Consider the following 5590-nt stretch of genomic DNA (forward strand, 5'->3'; position numbering starts at 1 on the left):
GTCCAGCAGCGTGACAAACGGCATCGTGAGCTTCAACGGCCGCACCGTCAGCGAGGACCAGGCCCACACGCTGGCCAACACCATCCAGACCAGCGCCCCCATCAACCCCGGCAACAGCGGCGGTGCCCTCGCCGACCTCGACAGCAACGTCATGGGCATCCCGACGCTGGCGGCGACGGACCAGCAGAACGGCGGCACCGCGGCCGGGATCGGCTTCGCCATACCCAGCAACACGGTGAAGCTCATCGCCGGACAGCTGGCCTCCCAGGGCAAGGTCACCAACTCCGGGCGGGCGGCGCTCGGCATCACGGCCGCGAACGGGTTCAACAGCTCCGGACAGCCCGGCGGCGTCATCATCGTCCAGGTCCAGCCCGGCGGCGCGGCCGACAAGGCCGGCCTCAAGTCCGGGGACGTGATCACCGCTATCAACGGCCAGCAGACCCAGTCGGTCTCGGATCTGAACGACGTCCTGGCCGGCCTCGCACCAGGGAACCAGGCCAAGGTGACGGTGGTCCAACCCGACGGCAGTCAGAAGACGGTCACGGTGACCCTCGGGCAGCTGCCCGGTTGACGCCACGCTACGACGCGGGTGCGACGCCGAGGTCCCGGCAGGTGGGCGACGTCGGCACGGCTGCCTTGTCCGGAAAGGTGCGCAGCACGTGGTCGGCCAGGTGCACCGTCACGCCGAACCAGTAGTTCTCGTTCTTGAAGTGATGCAGCCGATGGGCCCGCCAGACGTAGCGGTAGGCGGCCGACCGGGGGCGATAGGGCGAGTGGATGAGGAAATGGGTCCACTCGTACGCGAGCACGAGGCAGAGCGCGATCACTCCCGCAGTGAGCGACCGCTCGGCACTGCGAAAGGCGAGGCCCAGCACCAGCCCGCCCCCGATGAGCATGCCGACCAGCGTCGGCAATGGGATGAACACGAGGGGCACGTCTCTCGGATCGAGGTGGTGCGCCCGGTGCTTGCGTGAGATGAAGGGGTCGATCGTCCGGCCGGCGAGGGTGCGGGGCTTGAAGTGCAGGATGAAGACGTGGATCAACCACTCGGTGAAGGGCTGGGCGGCGATGAACGCGCCCACGATGAGCAGGTCCCACCAGTGCCACCGCCACAGGGCCACCCGAGCCGCGGTCACCACGACCAGGGCGGCAACGATGATGCGCGGACCCGGGTAGCGAGCGAGCTGGCGCGCCCACGGGGCCAACCCACCACCGACGTCGGTGGCCGGGAAGCGGGTAGTCACGGCCATCTTCTTTCGACCCCAATCCCGGCAGCTCCGGCGGAGGGGCACATCGCCCCGTCAGCGCCGCAGCAGCCGCCTCCAGCACTCGTCCCAAAGGCTACCTGACCAGGCCGGTTGGCCTCCACCACGGTCAACTAGCCTGCGCTCTCGGGCCATGGACGACGTGCGGGTCTCGACGATCGAGCTCTTCTTCGACCTCGTGTTCGTCTTCACGATCACTCAGCTCACCACCCTGCTCGTCGCCGAGCCCAACGGTGCCGGTGTGGGTCGGGTCGTGCTCATCTTTGGCAACGTGTGGTGGATGTACGGGGGCTACGCCTGGCTCACCAACGCCGTTCCGCCCCACGAGACCGTCGTCCGGCTGCTGATGCTCGTGGGCATGGCCGGGTTCCTGATCGTGGCGCTGGCCATCCCGCTCGCCTTCGGCTCCTCCGGGGTGGCGTTCGGGATCGGCTACCTCGTCGTCACGGTCGTGCACACCGGCCTCTTCCTCCGGGCCAGCCAGCAGAGCGCGGTGCGGGCGATGTTCCGCCTGGGCCCGTACAACGCCGTGACCGCGGCGATGCTGCTGGCCGCCGGCTTCGTCGGTGGGCCCGGCCGCTGGGCGTTGTGGGTGGCCGCGTTCGTGCTGCACTGGACCAGCCCGGCGGTGACGGCGGTCGGAGGGTTCCGCATCCGTGCCGGGCACTTCGTCGAGCGCCACGGGCTCATTGTGCTGATCGCCCTCGGGGAGTCCGTGGTCGCCGTCGGCCTCGGCGTGCAGGGCCATCACGAGCTGACCGCCGGGCTGGTCGCCACTGCCGTGCTCGGCCTCGCCCTGGCCGCCGCGCTGTGGTGGCTCTACTTCGACGGCGAGGACCAACGGGCCGAACGCGCCCTCGACGAGGCTCCCGACACGCGCAACCCGTGGCTTGCGCTGTTCGCCTTCGGCTACGCGTTCCTGCCCGTCCTCGGCGGGATCATCGTGCTCGCGGCTGGGGTGCGGCAGGCGATCGTCAGCTACGACCACCCGGCGACGGCGGCGACAGCGTGGTTCCTCGCCGCCGGCACCGCCATCTATGTGCTCGGGCTGGTCCTGCTGCGGTACTTCCTCCGCACGGGGTCGCTCGCGCCCCGAGCGATCCTCGCCGCAGCGGTGCTGGTCACCGCGGTGGTCGGCGTCGAGGTCTCGCCAGAGGCCCAGATGGCGGCGCTCACCCTCATCCTGGCCGCAGGCATCGTGATCGAGCGGGCCCGCTCGGTCGACCACCTCCCAAGATGACTGCTGTACCGTGCGACGATGGCGAGACCGCGACGTCACGGCACCTCGACGTCGAGCTTCGGAGTCTCGCGTCGCGAGGGTCACGACTCGTCTGCGTTCTACGAGCGGTTCACGCCTCCTGACCTCTCCACCGACGCTCGCGTGTCCCCGCGCAAGGGCATCGACGAGGTGTTCTGTCACGAGGCCCGCAGCATGCCCGAGCTCGACGACAACTCGGTCGCCCTCGTCGTCACCTCACCCCCCTACTTCGCGGGGAAGGAGTACGAGGCCGCCCTGGGCCGGGGGGGCGTCCCGACGACCTACGCCGAGTACCTGGGCATGCTGGAGGAGGTCTTCGCCGACTGCGTGCGCGCGCTCGAGCCTGGCGGCCGGATGGCCGTCAACGTCGCCAACCTCGGCCGCCGGCCGTACCGGTCCCTCGCCGGGGACGTGACGTGGATCCTGCAGGACCGGCTCCGACTGCTGCTGCGGGGCGAGATCCTGTGGGTGAAGGCGCGGGGCTCGACCGGGTCGTGCGCGTGGGGATCCTTCCAGCGGCCCGGCAATCCCGTGCTCCGAGACCTGACCGAGCGCGTCATCGTGGCGAGCAAGGGCCGCTTCGATCGTGCCGTGCCGGCGCGGGACCGCTCCGCCAGGGGCCTTCCGTCCGAGGGGTCGATCGCCAGGGACGAGTTCATGGAGGCGACGACCGACCTGTGGGAGATCCCCGCCGAGAGCGCCACCCGCGTGGGCCACCCGGCGCCGTTCCCGGTCGAGCTCCCCGAGCGGTTGATCCAGCTGTTCACCTACCGCGACGACCTGGTGCTCGACCCCTTCATGGGATCGGGGACCACGGCGGTGGCCGCGGTACGGACGGAGCGGCACTTCGCGGGCTACGACACCGACGAGGACTACGTGCTGCAGTCGAAGCGCCGGGTCGAGGCCGAGCGGCAACGACTGGCAGCCTCGCCGCCGCATCGAGTCGTGCTTCCCGGCCGGCCCGATGTCGGCGCCCAGAGCGAGGACGCCCAGACTGAGGACGCCCGGGCCCGAGCCCTGCGGGAGGGGCTGGCGGCGCGGGACGTGGCCCGGGTGACGCTCGAGCAGTGCGGGTTCGTCGGCATCGAGGAGGGGGTGTCGGGCCCGGAGGGGGTCGAGGTGAGCTTCGTGGCCCGGGATCAGCACGGCGGGCCCTGGCACGTCGACGTCGCCGGTGGCTTCACCGCGAGCCGGCCCGGTCTGCGGCGGGCGGAGGTGCTGTGGAAGGCGCTCGGCAAGGCAGCCGTGCTCGCCTCGGCCCGCCCCGATGCCGACCTCCTGGTCCTGACCACCGACGTGCCCGCCGCTGGGAGCACCGGCGCCTCGGCCCTGCGGGCCCTGGTCGGACCCGGCAAGCCCATCCGCGACGTCATCGTGCTGACGAGCGAGGACGACGTGCGCCGGCTGCGCGACCTGGCCTGGGCGGCTCGGCGCCCGCCCTCCGATCCCGTCGGCGGCTGATGGACGTCTGGCTGCACACCTTCTCGTTTCCGCACCGCGTCGCCGAGGTGGCCAAACAGGCCGAGGAGTGGGGGTTCACCGGCCTCCTCGTCGCCGACAGCCAGAACCTCAACGCCGACATCTGGGTCGAGCTGGCGCTGGCGGGCGCAGCCACGGAGCGGTTGCTGCTCGGGCCGGGAGTCACCAACCCGGTGACACGCCACCCGGCCGTCACCGCGTCTGCGGCGGCGACCCTTCAGGCCGAGACGGGAGGGCGGGCCGTGCTCGGACTCGGTCGGGGCGACTCGGCGGTGACCCAACTCGGGATGCGGCCAGTACCTCCTGCCGCGCTCGAGCGGCTGCTGGTGACGATGCAGGCCTACCTCCGAGGCGAGACAGTCGACGTCGACGGCGTGCCGACCCAGATCAGGTGGCTGACCGGGAGTGGGGCGCCGAAGGTCCCGGTCGTGGTGGCGGCCACCGGGCCGCAGGCGATCGCCGTCGGCGCCCGGCACGCCGAGGCGCTCGACTTCACGGTCGGCGCCGAGCACGACCGGCTCCGCTGGGCGATCGGGACGGCCCACCGAGCCGGCGGGGCGAGGAGCGACATGCTGTCGCTCGGCGCTTTCGTCAACGTGGGTGTGCACCCCGATCGGGTGGTCGCACGGGATCTCGTCCGGGGCAGCACCGCGATCTTCGCCCGCTTCGCCGCCGAGGGCGCGCCAAGCGAGGGGCTGTCGGAGGTCACTCGCCGGGGTATCGGTCGGCTGGCGGCCGGCTACCGGGCGGCCAGTCATGGGCAGGCGGCGGCGCCCCAGGCTCGCGACCTGGAGGACGAGTTCATCGACCGCTTCGCCGTCGCCGGTCCGCCCGCTGAAGTGGCCGAACGGCTCAACGATCTCGCGTCACTTGGCCTGCGGCGGGTGGTCGTCGTGCCGGGCTCACTCGACGCCGACCCGTCCCTCCTGCAGGAATCCAACCGCCGCTTCGCCTCGGAGGTGCTTCCGGCGCTGATGGGTTGAGGACCGCGGGCACCACGGCCGACCACTGATGGAGGACGTGACTCTGTGCTATCGCTTTGGGCAAACCGACGCCGACCACAAGCGCGAGGGTGATGACGCACGATGGATCGCCACCAGTTCCTAAGGGTCGTCCACGAGCGTTACCGGCCGCGGAGCTACCTCGAGATCGGGATCAACGACGGTCTCGGCCTGGCCCAGTCCACGACGCGGACCATCGGCGTGGACCCCGACTTCCGTATCGAGGTCGAGCTTGCTTGTGACCTCGAGCTGGTCAAGGCCACCAGCGACGAGTTCTTCGCCCGGGCTGATGCCGTCTCGTGGTTTTCGGACGGGGTAGTCGACTTCACCTTCATCGACGGGTTGCACATCTTCGAGTTCGCGCTGCGTGACTTCATGAACACAGAGCGACTCAGCACACCCGCCAGCGTCGTCGTTCTCGACGACATGCTCCCCCGGTCGGCATCGGAGGCAGCCCGCAACAAGCACACCTTGCTCTGGGCGGGCGACGTCTACAAGGTGGCGGCCGTGCTGGAACGGTACCGGCCCGACCTCACTACCGTCCTGCTCGACACCGAGCCGACAGGGCTGCTACTGGTGCTTGGGCT

General features: G+C 70.6%; 6 protein-coding genes. 5 read left to right on the forward strand and 1 reads right to left on the reverse strand.

Going from position 1 to position 5590, the window contains the following annotated elements; all coding sequences use genetic code 11:
• The coding region (locus VH112_06275; GenBank protein ID HEX4539836.1) for a PDZ domain-containing protein at positions 1-571 on the forward strand (571 nt) is incomplete at its 5' end.
• A 7-nt stretch (positions 572-578) separates the two neighbouring features.
• On the opposite strand, the gene VH112_06280 is transcribed toward VH112_06275, so the two are convergent.
• Positions 579-1250 carry a sterol desaturase family protein gene (locus tag VH112_06280; protein ID HEX4539837.1) on the reverse strand — a complete coding sequence of 224 codons (672 nt, stop codon included), beginning with the start codon at positions 1248-1250 and terminating at the stop codon, positions 579-581.
• Between the two features lie 148 nt (positions 1251-1398).
• Here VH112_06280 and VH112_06285 point away from each other — a divergent pair, with 148 nt between their 5' ends.
• From VH112_06285 to VH112_06300, 4 genes are all read left to right on the forward strand, one after another.
• Positions 1399-2505 carry a low temperature requirement protein A gene (locus VH112_06285; protein HEX4539838.1) on the forward strand — a complete coding sequence of 369 codons (1107 nt, stop codon included), beginning with the start codon at positions 1399-1401 and terminating at the stop codon, positions 2503-2505.
• Between the two features lie 18 nt (positions 2506-2523).
• A complete protein-coding gene (locus tag VH112_06290) occupies positions 2524-3984 on the forward strand; it encodes a site-specific DNA-methyltransferase (protein HEX4539839.1) in 1461 nt (486 codons plus the stop codon).
• Complete coding sequence (locus tag VH112_06295) at positions 3984-4985, forward strand: LLM class flavin-dependent oxidoreductase (protein HEX4539840.1); 1002 nt, start codon at positions 3984-3986, stop codon at positions 4983-4985. Before VH112_06290 ends, VH112_06295 begins: the two co-directional genes overlap by 1 nt.
• A gap of 102 nt (positions 4986-5087) precedes the next feature.
• Positions 5088-5590 (forward strand): class I SAM-dependent methyltransferase (locus VH112_06300; protein HEX4539841.1); only part of this gene is annotated, 503 nt, incomplete at its 3' end.

It is taken from the genome of Acidimicrobiales bacterium, assembly GCA_036270875.1.
In the GTDB taxonomy this organism is placed as follows: Bacteria; Actinomycetota; Acidimicrobiia; order Acidimicrobiales; family AC-9; genus AC-9.